At 39.5% G+C, this 16,420-nt stretch carries 13 protein-coding genes; 5 read left to right on the top strand and 8 right to left on the bottom strand.

The genetic code is table 11. The features are described from left to right. Positions 1-33: 33 nt before the first annotated feature. The 5 genes from IL356_RS09215 to IL356_RS09195 form a co-directional block, all read right to left on the bottom strand. Positions 34-858: a hypothetical protein gene (locus tag IL356_RS09215; protein ID WP_121849281.1), complete on the bottom strand. Its 825-nt coding sequence runs from the start codon at positions 856-858 to the stop codon at positions 34-36. Between the two features lie 90 nt (positions 859-948). Next, positions 949-2,412: an oligosaccharide flippase family protein gene (locus IL356_RS09210; RefSeq protein ID WP_121849282.1), complete on the bottom strand. Its 1,464-nt coding sequence runs from the start codon at positions 2,410-2,412 to the stop codon at positions 949-951. 48 nt (positions 2,413-2,460) lie between these two features. Then, positions 2,461-3,732 carry a glycosyltransferase family 4 protein gene (locus tag IL356_RS09205; RefSeq protein WP_121849283.1) on the bottom strand — a complete coding sequence of 424 codons (1,272 nt, stop codon included), beginning with the start codon at positions 3,730-3,732 and terminating at the stop codon, positions 2,461-2,463. A 36-nt stretch (positions 3,733-3,768) separates the two neighbouring features. Continuing rightward, entirely contained in the window at positions 3,769-6,216 is a 2,448-nt protein-coding gene (locus tag IL356_RS09200) for a YfhO family protein (protein WP_121849284.1), read from the bottom strand. 129 nt (positions 6,217-6,345) lie between these two features. Further along, positions 6,346-6,609 carry a DUF4834 family protein gene (locus IL356_RS09195; RefSeq protein ID WP_121849285.1) on the bottom strand — a complete coding sequence of 88 codons (264 nt, stop codon included), beginning with the start codon at positions 6,607-6,609 and terminating at the stop codon, positions 6,346-6,348. A 175-nt stretch (positions 6,610-6,784) separates the two neighbouring features. Here IL356_RS09195 and IL356_RS09190 point away from each other — a divergent pair, with 175 nt between their 5' ends. From IL356_RS09190 to IL356_RS09170, 5 genes are all read left to right on the top strand, one after another. Then, positions 6,785-7,849, top strand: a complete 1,065-nt coding sequence (locus tag IL356_RS09190; RefSeq protein WP_121849286.1) for a transporter — start codon at positions 6,785-6,787, stop codon at positions 7,847-7,849. A 91-nt stretch (positions 7,850-7,940) separates the two neighbouring features. Continuing rightward, the gene (locus IL356_RS09185; RefSeq protein ID WP_121849287.1) at positions 7,941-9,068 is read left to right on the top strand and encodes a GTP cyclohydrolase; all 1,128 of its coding nucleotides are present in this window, start codon (positions 7,941-7,943) and stop codon (positions 9,066-9,068) included. A gap of 110 nt (positions 9,069-9,178) precedes the next feature. Further along, positions 9,179-10,639 carry a potassium/proton antiporter gene (locus tag IL356_RS09180; RefSeq protein WP_121849288.1) on the top strand — a complete coding sequence of 487 codons (1,461 nt, stop codon included), beginning with the start codon at positions 9,179-9,181 and terminating at the stop codon, positions 10,637-10,639. An 82-nt stretch (positions 10,640-10,721) separates the two neighbouring features. After that, on the top strand, positions 10,722-11,072 hold the full coding sequence (locus tag IL356_RS09175; RefSeq protein WP_121849289.1) for a hypothetical protein: 351 nt from the start codon (positions 10,722-10,724) through the stop codon (positions 11,070-11,072). An 88-nt stretch (positions 11,073-11,160) separates the two neighbouring features. After that, positions 11,161-11,658: a hypothetical protein gene (locus tag IL356_RS09170; RefSeq protein ID WP_121849290.1), complete on the top strand. Its 498-nt coding sequence runs from the start codon at positions 11,161-11,163 to the stop codon at positions 11,656-11,658. A gap of 57 nt (positions 11,659-11,715) precedes the next feature. On the opposite strand, the gene IL356_RS09165 is transcribed toward IL356_RS09170, so the two are convergent. From IL356_RS09165 to IL356_RS09155, 3 genes are all read right to left on the bottom strand, one after another. Further along, the gene (locus tag IL356_RS09165) at positions 11,716-12,975 is read right to left on the bottom strand and encodes an aminotransferase class I/II-fold pyridoxal phosphate-dependent enzyme (RefSeq protein WP_121849291.1); all 1,260 of its coding nucleotides are present in this window, start codon (positions 12,973-12,975) and stop codon (positions 11,716-11,718) included. Positions 12,976-13,099: 124 nt separating this feature from the next. After that, on the bottom strand, positions 13,100-14,143 hold the full coding sequence (locus IL356_RS09160) for a PLP-dependent cysteine synthase family protein (RefSeq protein ID WP_121849292.1): 1,044 nt from the start codon (positions 14,141-14,143) through the stop codon (positions 13,100-13,102). A gap of 82 nt (positions 14,144-14,225) precedes the next feature. Then, complete coding sequence (locus IL356_RS09155) at positions 14,226-16,352, bottom strand: S9 family peptidase (RefSeq protein WP_121849293.1); 2,127 nt, start codon at positions 16,350-16,352, stop codon at positions 14,226-14,228. Positions 16,353-16,420 lie beyond the last annotated feature (68 nt).

The following is a 16,420-nucleotide window of genomic DNA, read 5'->3' as shown; positions in this document are numbered from 1 at the left end:
AAAAATCGAAATGGCCACAACAAGGGAAAGGAGCTATATTCTTTTTTTATCAGGCACATTTTCGGCAGCTAAATGCAAGTCGACAAAAAAACATCTCGGTATATTCTTTCTCGATTCGTAATGACCCACTTTTCTTTCTTCTTTATAGATTACCGCCCCATCAGAATCAGCAACTTGAAAATATACTCCCGGCCCTCGAATTGTTCGTACCGGTGTTTCTACATTAATCAATGGCGACAAAAACGTCTTTTTATAATCGGCACTTCCATAATCAATTCTAAAATACCCCTTATCATTGGTCAAAGCCTTTCCTAAAAAATCATCATGAATCCAGTCGACATCCATAGCCGTAACTTCAAGACCCGAGACCTGGCTAGTGCCAGAACTTTCCAAAGTTATTTTTCCATAAATCGTCCAAGCATCAAACAATTTTCTGATTTGATACCAATCTTCAAAAGGAAAAGAATAGTTATAGCGATATATAAAGCAATCATCTGAAGACCTCCAAATAGGGTTTAATTTTCTGATAAAGACTTGAATAGGCTTGTGCTTGCCTTCTTTCTGTCGAGGCGCTTGTTTTAGCAGAATATCTATCGCAATGGGGGTATTTCTGTAGGTCTGTGGAAGATTAAAAGAATAGTTACCGAATTTGTCGGTTTGAGCAGTGCCTATTAGGCAATTTTTTTTAGCGGAAACTTCTTTTTCAGAAAGCAGCTTCAGCTCTTTGGTCGCACTATTGGAAGGAGGATCGCATTCTGGGCCAAGCTGATGGTATATTCGTACTTCGGCCTCCATAATGGGTTCCAAAATATCTCTAAATAAAGCAGCGCAAAAATTTCCCCTAATAAAATAGTCCATGCCTTACATTTTCTATTTAAAGTTACTACAAAACAATTATTTAGAAAACTACTTATCGGAAACAAACTTATTGGTATAGATTTGTTGCGGCTATCTCTTTAGTATAGAAAGTATTCTGGACAAAAGAGTATATAAATCTTCCGATATCTTGAACTTATATAAAAGCCCAACGAAAAGGGCGGTGATTAAAATACCTTTGAGTATGATATTGATTATAGCATGAAATGGAAAGTCAATAAAATAGAACCCGACACCTAGAACCATCGAAATAATGCCCACTTGCCAGGTCTCGGTCGTAAAAGGAAGCATCTTAAACTTCCATCTCACATAAGCTAATTTGAGCGTATTATAAATAAAAAGTGCAGAAAAACTGGCAATGGCGGCACCATCAAGACCATAGGCCGGTATGAGCCACAGATTCAGCAAAATAGTCAAAACGGCCAACAGAACACCGAACATAAGTATAGCCCTATAGTAGTCTGAATTATAAAGTATTGAATTATTGTTGCCTAATATGGAGTCGTAAACCTTAGCCAACCCCAGCCAGACAAATATCATATACCCATTTCTATAATCTTTAGGCATCATCGTATACATATCATCTAGATTCAAAAATATCAGGAGAAATAGAAGCGATGCAATGGCAAAAAGAGTCAACGAACTTTTTTTATACAAACGCTCCAATGAAGCCCAATCTTTATTGTTAAGCTGCTCGGCAGTTAACGGGTAAGTAATCTGATGCATAGATCTCGAGGGTACGGCGATTACCATTGCAATAAAACCCGCCACACTATAGTAGGCGACATTTTCAAGCTCAATGAATTGATTGATCATTACTTTATCGACCTCCAATAAAACAATCGCCACAGAACCTCCCAATATAATCAATGACGTATACACCATTATATTTCGAATGTTATGCGGAAACTCGAACGAAAGTTTAGGCATGTGTAGGCTATAGGCGTAAACCTTCATCACAATCATTCTTAATACATAAACCCCGACCATCGAATGAACAAAAAATTCAACCGTTATATATTCGAAGTGTAATAAAAGCAGCAGTACACTGACCGCCACACGAGAAAAGACTTCTTTCATAAAGTTACCGAACACCGACTTCATATGAACACGCGCCCAGCCATAGAATACCTCAAAATAGGCCATGGCCATACCAATCAGAAAAATATGCCATACGTAGTCCCTGACGATGGGGTTTTCCCTACTTAAAAAAGAACCTATGGCTTCATTGCCCACAAAAGTCAGAATAGCGATTGGCAACATGAGTACCAGCGGCAGTAATAGCATAAGGGTAAGAAATCCTTCTTTAACCTTATTGTTTTCAAAACTGCTGTAAAATTTGACTAAGGTATTAGGTACACCAAAAGCCAAAATCGGGTTGAGTACCGTCGCCGCCGAAAGAATTACTTGAATAAGCCCATAGTACTTAGGGCTCATAAAATTTAGGTACAAAACCAAAGTGTTCAAAGCCCCTATACCAAAACCGGCATAGGTAACTATTGAATTATTTAAAGATTGCCTAAAGACGATACCCATTTCTCAATGCTCTATAAGCTACTATTGGTCGTTTGAAAGAATAAGGTTTTAAAGAATTTCCGCAAGCTTTGCCGTTAGTGCTTTGCGACTATATTTTTCGATATCTTTCGATTCGGTAATCAAACTTTTGCCCTTAAAGGCTTTATACCAATCCAATATAGTTTTTTCTAAAGTTTCGTACGCATCGTACTCAAAAGTCCTTCCGGCATTACACTCCTCAATTATTTTTCCTACCTCCCACTCTTTTGGGCCCAGGGCCAAAATCGGCCGTTTGGCCGCCATGTATTCGAAAAGCTTGCCAGGTATAATTCCCTTTGTTTCTTCAGAGTCTATTTCGGCCAACAGCAAAATTTGAGATTGTCGTTGCTTTCGTTGGGCATCGGTATGCGTACCATAACCTCTCATTTTAATATATGGCCCAAGCTCATACCTGTAAAGGGTATCCATAACATCTTGGCTTACCACCCCCATAAACTCGAGCTGCAAATCACTTCTAAAAACAGGGTTTTCAGCCGCCAACCGTGATAAAATCTTCCATAAGTTAATAGGATTTCTGCCTGTCAAAAGTGACCCTATATGACTTATACTAAAACTCTTATCTAAGTCGGGCTCAGGAATATAACTTGTATCGTAACCATTAGTTATTACCGTAATGGGCTTCGAAGTTAATTTTGAAAACTCTTTTTTGGTTGTAATACTGGTGGTGACTATATGATCGGCCTCATTCAAAACCATTTTTTCCAGATCCTTATGTTTTTTCTGGGATTTGGATGTCAATTTTAATTTTTTGTGATAACCTATCGACGTCCAAGGATCTCTAAAATCGGCCACCCATTTTAAATCGGTCACCTCTTTCAACTGTTTACCAATCAAGTGCACGCTATGGGGAGGGCCTGTGGTCACTAGCGTATCAACACTTTCTTCCTTGAGATATTCCGAAAGATATTTTACTGAAGGTTTGACCCAAAACTTGCGCGCATCGGGAATAAAAAAATTACCCCTAACCCAAAGCATTAACTTTTCCAATAAAGATTGGTTCTTGGTTTGAATAATGCCAGAACTAATTCTACCTGTCTTCTTTGAGGATACTATTTTCGCAAGACTATAAGGTTCGAACAAAGGCTGTTTCAAAACTTGAATGCCTTTAGGCACTTCTTTTTCTAACGAGGTGTCCTCTATTGGATAATGCGGGTTTTCTGGAACAAAAACTATCGGTTCAACGTTGAATTCACCAAGGTACTTCACAAACTTCAGCCATCTCTGAACCCCGGGTCCGCCAGCGGGTGGCCAATAATAAGTGATTATAAGTACTTTCTTCATATTCAAGAATCTCTCTGGTAATTTTTATCAACTCTCTTAACTACTCTTTTCTTCGTCCTTCCTTTTTCGTGAAGAATAGAAAGAAAAGCCAATGCCTCCGATAACTGAGAGCAGTAGAATTACCGAGGATGCCAAGGTAATTTTGCTTCCTGTTTCAACGACTTTTGGTTCAAACTTAAATTCTATGGTATGGTCTCCCTGCGAAACGCGCATGGCACGTAGGGCGTAGTTTACTTTAAAATGTTCTGTTAGTTGACCGTCTACATAGGCGTTCCAGCCATTGGGATAATACATCTCGGAAAAGACCGCAACCCCTACATTCGGGTTAGATGACTTATAGACCAAGTGATTGGGTTGATAGTTGACCAAATCGATAGTTGCCGTAGAATCTACCTGATATTCAAAACGGTTTAATGAGCCGGCATTCGATTCGCGAATCAGAGCCTCCTTTTTTGTGTCTAAATTTTCTAAACCTGTTATTTCTTCATCTGCATCTGGCACTTTACTCAATTTTGAAATAAACCAAGCGTTACCATTGGCCTCTGGATTCAAGGCAGGAAAACTTCTTCCCTCTTCATCTTGCTGAAATACATATTTCACGTTCAGCATGTTCAGAACGTTTATATTACCCTTGTAAATATGGAAACTGAACAGGTCTTCAAGCGCCGCAGGTTTCGCCGCGTGATAACCACCAATAGACTGATGAAAATAAGAGGTTCTCGCTCCGTTGATTCCTTCTGAAGGGTTGTAAACCCTAAAAATGCCTGTGTCCTTTTTTATTTCCTGGTCTAAAGGAGATTCTTCAAAAGGTTCGTTCATCTTGCGTTTCGAAACAAAATCATCCGAATCGACATATCTAAGTCCTATACCCACCAAATCGATCAAAATCAATACTCCGACCAAAATAATGGCTACATTGCCCTTCAGCTTATTTTTGATAAAAAACCACAAAACCAAGGCAGCCAAGAAAACCAATATCATAGATCGAAACAGGTCACTGTTATATACGGAACGTCGATCGGCCTGAATTAACGAAACCAACTCATCTCCATAGTTTTTGATCAAGAAATCATCACTTGGGCCTACAAAATCAAAAGTTCCCTTCACAATCAAAAGCATTAGCCCCAATGCTAAAACCGCAATGGTAGAAAATTTGAGTCCTTTTAATTTTTCTTTAATGGTCAATTCGTCGATGAAGAGCTGACGCAAACCTAAAACGGCCAAGATGGGCGCACAGAGCTCAAGAATTACTTGAATCGATGACACCGCCCTAAATTTATTATAGAGAGGAAAGTAATCGATCATCAGATTGGTCAACAAAGGAAAGTTTTTGCCCCAAGACAATAACAAAGACATAACCACCCCTCCTAAAAGCCACCACTTTGTTTTGCCCTTTACCAGAAATAGCCCCAAGACAAAAAGAAAAATAATAATTGCGCCGATATACGCAGGACCCGCTACAATTGGTTGGTCGCCCCAGTACAATGGCAAACCACTAGAAAAACTAAGGGCCTGCCTACGAGATACTCCTTGATCGATTAAAAAGTCATAGGTCTTTGAATTTTCCCCTAAGTCCTCTCCATTAGAACCACCAAAGAGTCGTGGTACAAAAAGGTCTAAAGATTCAGATATACCATAACTGTATCTCGTAATATATTCTCTATCTAAGCCGGTAAGATTTTCTTTTGTCGACCCATCGGCATTGATTGTCAATTCCGATTTTCCCCTTGTGCTCCAATCAGCGTATTCCTTGGTGGCCATAAGGCCTGTAGCATTGGCCGCTATACCCAATACAACCGCTATCACCAAAATACCTACGGAGATAAAAAAATGTTTTAGAGTTTTTTCTCTGATAGCCTCAATCAAATAAACAGCACCCAAAATCAAGACCAGTAACATGAAGTAATAGGTCATCTGATAATGGTTTGCCCCAATTTCTAAAGCCATGGCTATGGCCGATAAAATGAATCCCCAGATATATTTTTTTCTAAAGACCAGTATGATACCTCCCAACAACATGGGCAGATATCCCAAAGCATGCGCTTTCGCATTATGCCCTACTCCCAAAATAATAATGAGGTAGGTAGAAAACCCGAACGCCAGAGCCCCAAGTACAGCTAATCGATAATCAACTTTTAAACAGCATAACAAAATGTAGAAACCGATTAAATACAGAAAAAGGTAATCGGCCGGTCTGGGTAAAAATCGAATGAGGCGATCTAATTTTTTCACATAATCATGAGGGTAATAAGCCCCTAATTGATAAGTAGGCATACCCCCGAAAGCACTATTCGTCCAGTATGGTTCTTCACCCGTACGTTTTCTGTAATCGTTTTGTTCTTTGGCCATTCCGGTATACTGCACAATATCGGATTGCTGTATGACCTTACCCTGCAGAACGGGATGGAAATAGGCCAATGCGGCGAGAATAAAAAATACGGTAACAAAAAAGTGAACGAAGAAGGCCTTTAATCCTTTTTGCATAACTGGAAATATCGTTTGATTTGGCTAAAATAGCGAACTTATCGAGACTTTCTTCCGATGGTGTTCAAATCAAATAAATCGAAACTGAAAATAGCCGTTGCTCTGAACGAAAAGGTGTAAAAAAATAGTTTAATCTATTTCTTCAAAATCGATGTAATCGCCAACCTTTTCAGAATCACCCTGCTTTTTCTTAGGTTTTTTATCAATGATTACATCGCCTACTCTTTCTTGATGGCCTTGCTGCTGTTGAGAAAATTCACCGAATCTTTCCCTAAAATGTTCTTCGGTCTTACGGGCAGCATAGCCAAATATCTTGGGGGCGAACATTCGGGCCAAAATCTTCACTAGATAATAGACCAATAGTATGACCAAGATAGTTTTTAAAAATGCCATAATTTCTTGGAATGATTATATCAAAAGTACGATTCTCACGTTGTATAAGCAGGGCATAACTGCTAAAATTAACCTAAAACAGTCTCATAGGCTGTCTAGTTTGTAGTAAAACCGGTTCCTTTTTTACCGCTGGCACTTCAATAGCAGTTCTTATTTCAATCGAAAAAAAACATTTATGAAGAACCTGTTCAAGTATGTAATGTTCTTGCTTCCAGTACTCGGTATTAGCCAATATACCGATGTAATTAACTCTAACAGACCCGGGCTTTCGGTCAGTGCCTATGCCGTCGGCAGGAATGTTTTACAATTAGAAACGGGAGTGTTCTTCGAGCAGAGCGACCATGCTCTATTGAATACCGAAAGTAATATCTGGGGCGCAGATTTTGCCTTACGATATGGGCTCTTTTTCGAGCAATTAGAGCTACATTATGAAGGCACCTATCAGGCACAGAATTTGACCTTTACCGAATTAGGTACGTCTAGTAAGCTCAGTGACTTTTCTAGAAATCGAGTTGGATTGAAATATCTCATTTACGACCGCTACAAATCGGAAGAAAGAAACAAACCTAATCTTTATAGTTGGCGCGCGAACAACGTTTTTCAACTGAAAAATTTAATACCTTCTGTCTCGCTTTACGGCGGTGCTACCTTTAATTTAGGAAGCAACCCGTTTTATGTAGGTGATCCAACAGTTAGTTATCGTGGTATGGTAGCGACTCAAAGTAGGCTTACCCCGAGGTTCGTTTTAATAACCAATCTGGCATACGACCGAATTTCAAGTGACTTTCCTGAACTAAGTTATTTAGTTTCATTGTCGCACGCTTTTAGAAACCCTAAATGGAGTGCTTTTGTTGAGCATCAAGGTATAGACAGTGACCGTTACTCAGATCTTTTAATACGTGGCGGGGTAGCCCATTTATTATCCGAAGAAATTCAAGTCGATTTTAACTTGGGTGCCAGTTTTAAAGACAGTCCTTCTCGAGTGTTCGTAACTTTTGGCGGTTCTTACAGGTTTGATTTTCATAAAGACAAACTCAAGGCCATAGACGAGCAAAATGCCAATGAAAATGGGGGCGCCATTAAAAGAAACAGCATGAAGAAAAAGCGCAAAGAGCGTGAAAGAAACGGCAGTGGCGCTGAAGACATTGATTTGGGCCCTTCAAAAAAACAACTTCGAAAACAAAGAAAGCAAGAGCGTAAGAGTAAAAAGTCTGATGATAACGGTGCCATCGATTTTTAGACAAGGGCATCATTCACCGTGTGCGAATTCAAGTCTATAATTTTATTCTCTTTTTAATTATGCCTAATATTGACCCTGCAAATTAAAGTGTATGGTCTCCTTAAAAGAAGCGGTCTCAAAAGACGAACTAAAGGCGTTCGTTAAGTTTCCCTTCGCCCTTTATAAAGATTCTCCGTATTGGGTGCCACCACTTGTTGCCGATGAACTGCAAACTTTTGATCAAAGCGAGAACCCAGCATTTAAAAATGCCGATGCATGGTTTTTTATGGCTTATAAAGATGAAAGACCTGTGGGTAGGGTCGTTGCCATTATCAATCACCTTGAAGTCAATCAACAGAAGATTCGAAAAATGCGTTTCGGCTGGTTTGATTTTATTGATGACCCCGAAGTATCAAAAGCGCTTATTGAAAAGGTTGCCGAAATAGGCAACCAAAACGGATTGGATTTCATGGAAGGACCCGTGGGGTTTTCAAATTTAGACAAAGTTGGGGTTCTCACCGAGGGTTTTGATCATATCGGAAGTATGGTCACGTGGTACAACCACCCTTATTATGTTGAACACTACGAGCGATTGGGCTTTTTAAAGGAAAAAGGGTACGTAGAAAATAAATTTCCTGTCAGCAACGCCGATCCAGCCCTGTTCACAAAATTAAATGAAATCGTAAAGAAGAGATATGGGCTTCGGGAAGTCAATTTTAAAAAAACGGCCGAAGTACTTCCGATGGCAGATAAAATGTTCGACCTTTTTAATGAGACCTATTCAAAACTATCTTCATTCGTACCGGTAACCGAGGAGCAAAAAGCCTATTTCAAGAAAAAATATATTTCTTTCATCAACCCTGAGTACATTAAATTTATTGTCGACAAAGAAGATGACCTCATAGCTTTTGCAATAGTAATGCCCTCCTTTTCAAAAGCATTACAAAAATCGCAAGGTAAACTGTATCCGCTAGGGGTATTTCACATGCTCAAGGCGAAGCACTTTAATAAGGATGCCCTTTTTTATTTGATAGGGATTCACCCTGAATTTCAAAATAAGGGAGTTACAGCCATTATCTTCAACGAATACTATAAAACTTTTAAGAAGAAAGGTATTGAGATGTGTTATCGAACGCCCGAACTTGAAGACAATATTGCCATTCGACAAATGTGGAAGCACTTTGATCCAAAAATTTTCAAGAGGCGCTGTACATATAAAAAGATGCTGGGTACATCGTAAATAACCCTTCGTTTTTCTCATCTGATAATATTTGGTTAATAATTATCTAATTGGCCAAATGCTCTTTTTAATTTAGGTATTTTCGACCTGATGAATTTCACGCTTACCGTATGAACCTTACCATTGAAAATATCGTTTTAGTCGGCTCCGTTTTGTTGTTGATAAGCATTATTGCCGGTAAAACTTCCTATAAGTTTGGGGTTCCTATTCTATTGTTTTTTCTTGGTATAGGCATGCTGGCAGGTTCTGATGGTATCGGCGGTATTCATTTTGACGACCCTAAACTGGCACAGTTTATCGGTTTGGTTTCGCTCAACTTTATACTTTTTTCCGGAGGATTGGACACCAACTGGAACTCCATCAAACCGGTTTTACGTGAAGGTATTGCGCTGTCAACGTTCGGTGTATTGCTCACCGCAGTATCATTGGGTACGTTTGTATGGGCCATTACCGATTTCACCATCTATGAAAGCATGTTGTTAGGGTCCATCGTATCCTCGACCGATGCTGCGGCAGTTTTCTCAATTTTGCGTTCTAAAAGCCTTGCGTTAAAAACCAATCTGAGACCTACCTTAGAATTGGAAAGTGGTAGTAATGACCCGATGGCATACGTATTAACTTTGGCATTTTTGACTTTGGTGGTCAACCAAGACCAAAGTGTATTTTCTATAATCCCCCTATTTCTACAACAAATGCTTTTGGGCGGGTTGGCAGGGTTTGTATTCGGCAAACTCAGCAAATACATTATCAATAAGATTAAATTAGATTTTGAAGGGCTATACCCAGTACTGGTTATATCCCTCATGTTCATCACCTTTTCGGCTACCGACGCTGTTGGAGGTAATGGCTTTTTGGCTATTTATATTTGTGCGGTTTATCTGGGTAACCAAGATATCATTCACAAAAAAACTATTTTAAAGGTATTCGACGGTCTAGCCTGGCTTATGCAAATCGTTCTTTTCTTGACATTGGGTCTTTTGGTGTTCCCCTCTCAAATTGTGCCCATTGCCGGTATAGGTCTGATTATTGCGCTCTTCTTAATCTTTATTGCCCGACCGGTAGGCGTTTTCTTAAGTCTTATCTTCTTTAAAATGAAAATGAGAAGACGTTTTTATATCTCATGGGTAGGTCTACGAGGTGCAGTGCCGATTGTTTTTGCCACTTATCCACTATTGGCAGGCATAGAAAAGGCCAACATGATTTTCAACATCGTATTCTTTATATCGGTGACCTCTGTATTGACGCAAGGCACTACCCTAACCTTGGTGGCGAAATGGCTGCATGTGGCCTTACCCGAAAAGGCAAAAAAATTGACCGCGACAGACCTCTTGATGACTGAAAACCCTAAAGCTTTGATGAAAGAGATTATGGTGACGGAGAACTGTTACGCGGTCGATAAAGAAATAGTTCAATTGGGCTTTCCAAAGAACGCTATTATTGCGATGATTATTCGTGATAACAGTTATATCACCCCCAACGGCACTACAAAAATTCTGGCTGACGACACCTTGGTCGTTCTTGCCGATAAGGCAGAGGTGTTCGAAGAGGTGAATACGACACTTAGAATTTGATACCCTAATTTTCTCATAAAAAATTACCTGTACCCAAGAAGCGAACGTTTGGCGCACTACATTTGTACAGAAGTTTGACTGTATGAGACTCTCTGTTTTATTTTTTGCCATTGTTTACTGCCTAGGCCTACAGCTTGGGGGTTCTTGTACATTGGATTTTAATAAATCGGCAGATTCAGGCTTAAACGATAGCAATAAATACTTTAAGTCTGTTAAATATTTAACCGATGCCATTGAAGTACATGAATTTTCGGAGGCCTCTTCTGTTCCATCGTTAACTCCTAATAACTTCTTACCCCACCATGCTTCAAGTGTTTTTTCTAATGAGGCTTGGTACCAATCGAAAAGCAATTTTTATCAGCGCCTATCGAAATCGCTTGTACTGGCATTTGGTAAAAAAGATATCGCATTTCCTTTTCATTTTTACTGGTAACTTAAAAAGAAGTCACTTATTAATTTTTGACCATTTCCCTTTATTCAAGGGGGAATGACATTCTTTTTAACATCTAAATTTTAAAAAAATGAACATGGATTTGGGCACTCTCATCATAGGTGCCATTCTCGTTATATTATGTTTATCTCCTTTTGTAATTATTGCTTTAAACAGCAATGGTACGGAGAAAAAACTCGTTAAGCTTTTAGAAGCTATGGCCTATAAAAAAGGTTCTACTATTAATAAACATGAGGTTTTTTCAAATTTTGCTATTGGTATAGATCCCAACAATCAGTATTTATTTTATGTAAAGAACTATAAGGGTCACATAATGGAAAAAACAGTTCTCTTAGAAGACTTTAATGATTGTAGCATTATTCAAACGGACCATACGATTAAACAAGCTAAAAAGCGACAGACAATCATTGATAAACTAGAATTACATCTACAGCCTGCAAACAAAGCGGTAAGCGACTATTCAATTGAGTTCTATAACACCGATGAAAGTCTACCGTTAAATGGGCAGTTACAGGCCATGCAAAAATGGAGACATATTATCAAATCGAAACAGCTTAAAGCTGCCTAACTAAAAAGCCCTGCCGATGTTTATCGGCAGGGCTTTTATCTTCTTTTTCAACGAGATTTACTCTCCCATTGCCGCTGCAACTGCAGCAGACAACTTCTTATAGGTGCCGTTTTCTAAACGCTCACGAATGGCAGAAAATGCCTCTAACGTTTCATCTATATCTTCAAGCGTATGTGTAGCTGTCGGAATCATACGAAGAAGAATCAATCCTTTTGGTATTACCGGATACACTACGATTGAACAGAAAATACCATGGTTTTCGCGTAAATCTTTGACCAAAGCCATAGCTTCCGGTATACTACCGTTTAGATAAACCGGCGTTACACAGCTATTGGTATCTCCAATATTGAAGCCCCTACTGGTCAAGCCATTCTGTAAGGCATTTACGTTTTCCCAAAGCTTTGCCTTTAGCTCTGGCATTGTTCTCAACATGTCAAGACGCTTCAGCGCACCTTTCACATAAATCATTGGTAATGATTTAGCGAACATTTGTGAACGTAAATTATATTTCAAATAGTCGATAATTTCTTTATCGGCCGCAATAAATGCGCCTATACTTGCCATTGATTTCGCAAAAGTGGCGAAATAAACGTCGATACCATCTTGAACACCTTGCTCTTCACCTGCTCCGGCGCCCGTTTTACCAAGCGTTCCAAAACCATGGGCATCATCAACAAACAATCGGAATTGGTATTTTTCCTTTAAGGCTACAATTTCCTTTAGTTTACCTTGCTCGCCACGCATACCGAAAACACCTTCGGAAATAACCAGAATACCACCCCCGGTCTGTTCGGCCATTTTGGTAGCACGCTCTAAATTCTTTTCAAGGCTTTCTATATCGTTATGCTTAAAAGTAAAACGCTTACCCATATGCAATCGAACACCGTCGATAATACAGGCATGCGAATCAACATCATAAACGATTATGTCATCTTTTGAGACCAAGGCATCAATGGTAGATACCATGCCCTGATAACCGAAATTCAATAAATACGCAGATTCTTTTTGAACAAAATCGGCAAGCTCATCCTGTAACTGCTCGTGATAATCGGTATGACCGCTCATCATTCTTGCTCCCATTGGGTACGCAGCACCATATTCAGCAGCAGCCTCGCCGTCGATTTTCTTGATTTCCGGAAGATTGGCAAGACCTAAGTAATCATTGATACTCCAAGTAATGACGTCTTTACCCTGAAACTTCATTCGGTTGGAAATTGGACCTTCAAGTTTTGGAAAAACGAAATAACCTTCCGCCTGTGAGGCCCACTTTCCTAAAGGACCTTTGTTCTCTAAAATTCTGTCAAATAAATCTCGCATTCGTTTCGATTAAATTCTGCCTGCAAAAGTATGGTTTTCAGCACGAAATTCATAAAAATATTTGGTGTACAAAAAAGCAACGCCCGTAGGTGTTGCCAAATGAATTCATACCTAGTTAGGCATATTATTCTTTAATGTACTGTATTTTTTGAGCCTCGGCCACAGTTTCGGTATCGAAGAAACCTTGGTCTTCCATCCATTTATCACTGTAGACCTTACTCATATAGCGAGAACCGTGATCCGGAAAGATAACCACTACGTTATCTGTAGATTTAAAAGTACCCGCTTCATTTAATTGTTTAAGAGCCTGCATGACCGCCCCACTGGTGTAACCTGCAAAAATACCTTCTGTCCTAGCTATTTCTCTTGCCGTATGGGCACTTTCAGAGTCGGTTACCTTGATAAATTCATCAATGATATCAAAATCGGTCGCTGCCGGAATTAGATTTTTTCCCAAACCTTCGATACGATAAGGGTAAATTTCTTTTCTATCAAATTCTCGGGTTTCATGGTATTTTTTAAGTACCGACCCGTAAGCATCTACACCGATTATTTTAATATTAGGATTCTGCTCCTTTAAATATCTCGAAGTACCGGAGATGGTTCCGCCCGTACCGCTGCATGCCACCAAATGTGTGATTTGACCACCCGTTTGTTCCCAAATTTCAGGGCCTGTACTGGCATAGTGGGCATCCATATTCAATTCGTTGAAATATTGGTTGATATAGATGGAACCCTTAGTTTCTTGATGCAACCTTTTGGCTACTTCGTAATATGACCTTGGGTCGTCGGCACTAACATGCGCCGGGCAAACATAAACAGTGGCGCCCATTGACCTCAACATATCAATCTTGTCACGGGAAGATTTAGAGCTTACCGCAAGCACACAACTATAACCTTTAATAATACTTACCATGGCGATACTGAACCCCGTATTACCAGAAGTCGTCTCTATGATGGTACTGCCTGGTGTAAGAATACCTTTTCGCTCGGCCTCTTCGATAATATGCATCGCAATACGATCTTTTGAAGAGTGCCCCGGGTTGAAAGCTTCTATCTTAGCAAAGAAGTTACCGGTAAAGCCTTTGGTAATTTTATTTAGTCTGACGAGGGGAGTATTGCCTACGAGTTCTAGAATATTGTTGTAAGCCTTGATCTTTTGTTCCATAAAGGATATCTAGTTTTTGGAAAAAACGGAAGTTTTAAAATTTCCACACATTCCTAAAGGCAAAATTACTATTTTTTTTCAATTAGTCGATTTTACCTTCTAAATCCAATAAAAATGCATATTCTTTGGCCACTTCCTTCAGCGCTTCGAAGCGACCCGACGAGCCACCGTGGCCCGCATCCATATTAATATCAAAAAACAATTGGTTCTTGTCGGTCTTCAATTCCCTCAATTTGGCCACCCATTTGGCCGGTTCAAAGTACTGCACTTGAGAGTCGTGAAAACCGGTAGTGACCAACATATTCGGATAATTTTGAGCTTTTACCTGATCGTACGGTGAATATGACTTCATGTACTCATAATATTCTTTTTGATTAGGGTTGCCCCACTCATCATATTCCCCCGTAGTCAAAGGTATGCTATCATCGAGCATAGTGGTTACTACATCAACAAAAGGTACGGCGGCTATTACCCCATTGTACAATTCGGGAGCCATATTAATTACAACGCCCATCAATAGACCCCCTGCAGATCCGCCCATAGCGTATAAATGTTGGTTACTGGTGTAACCTTCACTTATCAAATATTGAGAACAGTCGACAAAATCTGTAAACGTGTTCATTTTCTTGAGAAGTTTACCGTTTTCATACCATTGTCGACCTAGATACTCACCGCCCCTGATATGTGCAATGGCATAAACAAAACCCCTATCGAGCAAACTTAACCTCACTGTTGAGAAATAAGGGTCAATGGTATGCCCGTAAGAGCCATAAGCGTATTGTAATATCGGTGTGGTAGAGGTAAGTGCGGTATTTTTATGGTAGACAATCGACATCGGTATTTTGGCACCATCTCGTGCCGTTGCCCATACTCTTTTCTCTATGTAATTCTCTTTGTCAAAATCGCCGCCTAAAACTTCTTGTTCTTTTTTGACCTCTTTATCCTTGGTTTTCATATTGAAGTCAATTACTGAACTAGGTGTTGCCATCGAATTGTATGAATACCTCAGGATATCTGTATCAAAATCTGGGTTGCGACCTACCGACGCCGTGTAAGTCTCATTCTCAAAGGGCAAGTAATACACATCAGCCCCATCCCACCTCACTATCTTTATCTTGGTGAGTCCATTCTCTCGCTCTGAGATTACATAATAGTCTTTGAAAATATCTAAGTCTTCTAAAAGCACTTCTTGCCTATGCGGTATAAACTCTTTCCAATTTTCTGAAGAGGTGTCGCTTTCCTCAACTTTCATTAGTTTAAAATTGGTGGCGCCGTCTTTATTGGTAAGCACATAAAAGCTATCGCCATAGTGCGATATACTGTATTCTTCGCCCCTTTTTCTTTTGGAGAACATCTTAAGCGGACCGTCAGGGGCGTCGCTCAATAATATCTGATACTCTGAAGTAAGTGTACTGTACGACCCGACAATAATATATTTCTTTGATTTCGATTTATATACATAGGTGCCGAAAGTATCATCTTCTTCATGAAAAACAAGCATATCATCTTTGGCGTCTGTACCCAACTTATGCTTATAAATTTTATCAGACCTCAAGGTAACCGGGTCTTTCTTGGTATAAAAAAGCGTTTTGTTGTCGTTGGCCCAAACAGAACCTCCGGTGGTGTTCTCTATCTTTTCAGGATATATTTCACCTGTTTCAAGATTCTTGATTTGAATATGATACTGTCTACGAGAAACGGTATCCACCCCAAATGCCGCCAACTTATTGTCAGGGCTAATGGCAATACCCCCGATATTAAAAAATTCATGCCCCTCTGCCATTAAATTACCATCGAACATAATTTCTTCCTCCGCTTGCAAAGATTCTTTCTTTCGGCTGTAAATAGGGTATTCTTTACCCAAGGCATAGCGTGTAATATACCAATAACCATTATGCTTGTAAGGTACCGACTCGTCATCTTCTTTTATACGAGACTTCATTTCATTAAAAAGGCGGTCTTGAAAGTCTTTCGTATGGTCAGTAAGTTTGTTGTAGTATTCGTTCTCAGCGTTCAAGTATGCTATTACCTCAGGATTATCGCGTTCGTTCATCCAGAAATAATAATCCTCTCTAACATCACCGTGCTTCTCTAACTTTTTAAGTACTTTTTTGGCAGTGGGTGCGGTAATTTGGTTCATTTTTTTCTCTTGACTTTGTAATAGGAGCGCAAATGTAAGGGATACGGTGGCAAACAGCTTAGTTTTCATCTGCACATTCAATTTAATTTAACGCACAATTTAGTAATTTTGAAGCCTTGAACTATTAAAATTAATGC

The sequence above is a fragment of the Euzebyella marina genome, assembly GCF_014855515.1.
Taxonomy (GTDB): Bacteria; Bacteroidota; Bacteroidia; order Flavobacteriales; family Flavobacteriaceae; genus Euzebyella; species Euzebyella marina.
This window is presented reverse-complemented; position numbering and strand designations above follow the sequence as displayed.

Coding starts and splice junctions, on each gene's coding strand:
- IL356_RS09160 (WP_121849292.1), bottom strand. CDS start 14,143: ATGGAACAAAAGATCAAGGCTTACAACAATATTCTAGAACTCGTAGGC.
- IL356_RS09165 (WP_121849291.1), bottom strand. CDS start 12,975: ATGCGAGATTTATTTGACAGAATTTTAGAGAACAAAGGTCCTTTAGGA.
- IL356_RS09170 (WP_121849290.1), top strand. CDS start 11,161: ATGAACATGGATTTGGGCACTCTCATCATAGGTGCCATTCTCGTTATA.
- IL356_RS09155 (WP_121849293.1), bottom strand. CDS start 16,352: ATGAAAACTAAGCTGTTTGCCACCGTATCCCTTACATTTGCGCTCCTA.
- IL356_RS09205 (WP_121849283.1), bottom strand. CDS start 3,732: ATGAAGAAAGTACTTATAATCACTTATTATTGGCCACCCGCTGGCGGA.
- IL356_RS09200 (WP_121849284.1), bottom strand. CDS start 6,216: ATGCAAAAAGGATTAAAGGCCTTCTTCGTTCACTTTTTTGTTACCGTA.
- IL356_RS09195 (WP_121849285.1), bottom strand. CDS start 6,609: ATGGCATTTTTAAAAACTATCTTGGTCATACTATTGGTCTATTATCTA.
- IL356_RS09210 (WP_121849282.1), bottom strand. CDS start 2,412: ATGGGTATCGTCTTTAGGCAATCTTTAAATAATTCAATAGTTACCTAT.
- IL356_RS09175 (WP_121849289.1), top strand. CDS start 10,722: ATGAGACTCTCTGTTTTATTTTTTGCCATTGTTTACTGCCTAGGCCTA.
- IL356_RS09215 (WP_121849281.1), bottom strand. CDS start 858: ATGGACTATTTTATTAGGGGAAATTTTTGCGCTGCTTTATTTAGAGAT.
- IL356_RS09185 (WP_121849287.1), top strand. CDS start 7,941: ATGGTCTCCTTAAAAGAAGCGGTCTCAAAAGACGAACTAAAGGCGTTC.
- IL356_RS09190 (WP_121849286.1), top strand. CDS start 6,785: ATGAAGAACCTGTTCAAGTATGTAATGTTCTTGCTTCCAGTACTCGGT.
- IL356_RS09180 (WP_121849288.1), top strand. CDS start 9,179: ATGAACCTTACCATTGAAAATATCGTTTTAGTCGGCTCCGTTTTGTTG.